General features: G+C 74.0%; 2 protein-coding genes. Both read left to right on the plus strand.

The genetic code is table 11. The features are described 5' to 3' along the window. Nucleotides 1-788 (plus strand): sensor histidine kinase KdpD (locus I59_RS15555; protein WP_022904658.1); only part of this gene is annotated, 788 nt, incomplete at its 5' end. Continuing rightward, on the plus strand, nucleotides 785-1,450 hold the full coding sequence (locus I59_RS15560; protein ID WP_022904659.1) for a response regulator transcription factor: 666 nt from the start codon (nucleotides 785-787) through the stop codon (nucleotides 1,448-1,450). The genes I59_RS15555 and I59_RS15560, both read left to right, overlap by 4 nt. Nucleotides 1,451-1,704: the final 254 nt, after the last annotated feature.

The raw sequence follows: 1,704 nt of genomic DNA on the forward strand, positions 1-1,704 counted from the left end.
CGGTCCTCGTCGTCGGCGCGGCGGCCGTGCTCCTCGCCGGGGTCGCCACCTGGCTGATCGCGGGCCGCGCGGTGCGGCCGCTCGCCGAGGCCCACCGGCTGCAGCGGACCTTCGTCGCCGACGCCGGGCACGAGCTCCGCACGCCGCTCACCGTCCTGAGCGCCCGTGTCCAACAGCTGCAGGCCATGCTCCCGCCGACGAGCCCCGAGCGCGCCGTCGCCGACGAACTGCGCACGGACACCCGGTCCCTCACGGAGGTCGTCGAGGACCTCCTCGCCACCGCCGCCGGACGCACGGACGAACGCGCGGAGGCGCCGCTCGACGACGCGCTCACGGCCGTCGCGAGCGACACGGCGGTCCTCGCCCGGGACCGCCGCGTCCAGCTGGTCGTCTCGCCGGGGGACGTCGTCGTGCGGGTGACGCCCACCCAGCTCCGACGTGCCCTCGTCGCGCTCGTGGACAACGCCGTCGGTCACAGTCCGACCGGCGGCGCAGTGTGGATCGAGAACGAGCGCGTCGGCAGCGCGGTCGTCATCCGGGTCCGCGACGAGGGCGCCGGGATCACCGGCATCGCGCCGCGCCGGGTGTTCGACCGCTTCGCGCACGGCAGCGTCCCTCCGGACGGCCCGACCCGGACCAGCAACGGCATCGGGCTGGCGCTCGTCCGCGACATCGCCGTCCGCGCGGGCGGCGACGTCCGGGTCGAACGCACCGGACGACTCGGCACGGTGTTCGCCCTGACGCTGCCGATCGTGGAGCCGCTCCCCCGCCGCGGAGCCGCCCGGTGACCGCACGACCGCGGCTCCTGCTCGTCGAGGACGACCCGCGCCTCGGTCCGATCGTGCGCGACGTCCTCGCCGACGCGTGGGACGTCGAACTCGTGACCACACGCGTCACCGCGCTCGAGGCCGCACTCCACCGGCTCTTCGACGTGCTCGTCGTCGACCGACGCCTCCCCGACGGCGACGGCCTGGACGTCGTCCGCGAACTGCGACGGTTCCGCGTCGCCACCCCCGTGCTCGTGCTCACCGCGCTCGGCGAGGTGCACGACCGGGTGTCCGGCCTCGACGCCGGCGCGAACGACTACCTGGTGAAACCGTTCGACTTCGACGAACTCCAGGCACGACTGCGGGCACTCACCCGGGACTACGACGCACCCGGTCCGTCGATCGAGATCGGCGGGTGGTCGTTCCGCCCCGACGACCACACCGTGCACTCCCCCTACAGCGGTCGCGTCGCGCTGACCGACCGCGAGTCCGAGCTGCTCGCCGTCCTCGCAGCGGCACCGGACCGGGTGTTCTCCCGCGAGCAGCTGCTGTCCGCGGTCTTCGAGCGCGGCGAGCAGCTCGGCACCGTCGACACCTACGTCCACTACATCCGGAAGAAGACCGAACGCGACCTCATCGCGACCGTCCGCGGACGCGGGTACCGGCTCGGCACGCCCGCCTGATCCCGGCCGCCAGCGGGTCCTTGGTGCTTTCTGGGAAGGGCGCCCCCAGGATCCGTTCCCGGGGCGTCGGTCCCGCACGCCCACCCGCACCCACCGGAGGAACGTCACGTGACCGTCCCGCTCGCCGTCCACCTGTTCGACGCCGCCTCGATCCTGCACGGCTTCGGACCGTGGGTCCTCGGCGGGATCGCCCTGCTCGTCGTCGTCGAGTCCGGGGTCCTGTTCCCCTCCTCCCCGACTCCGCTCGCCGACGT

The sequence above is a fragment of the Curtobacterium sp. B8 genome (genome assembly GCF_000333315.1).
In the GTDB taxonomy this organism is placed as follows: domain Bacteria; phylum Actinomycetota; class Actinomycetes; order Actinomycetales; family Microbacteriaceae; genus Curtobacterium; species Curtobacterium luteum.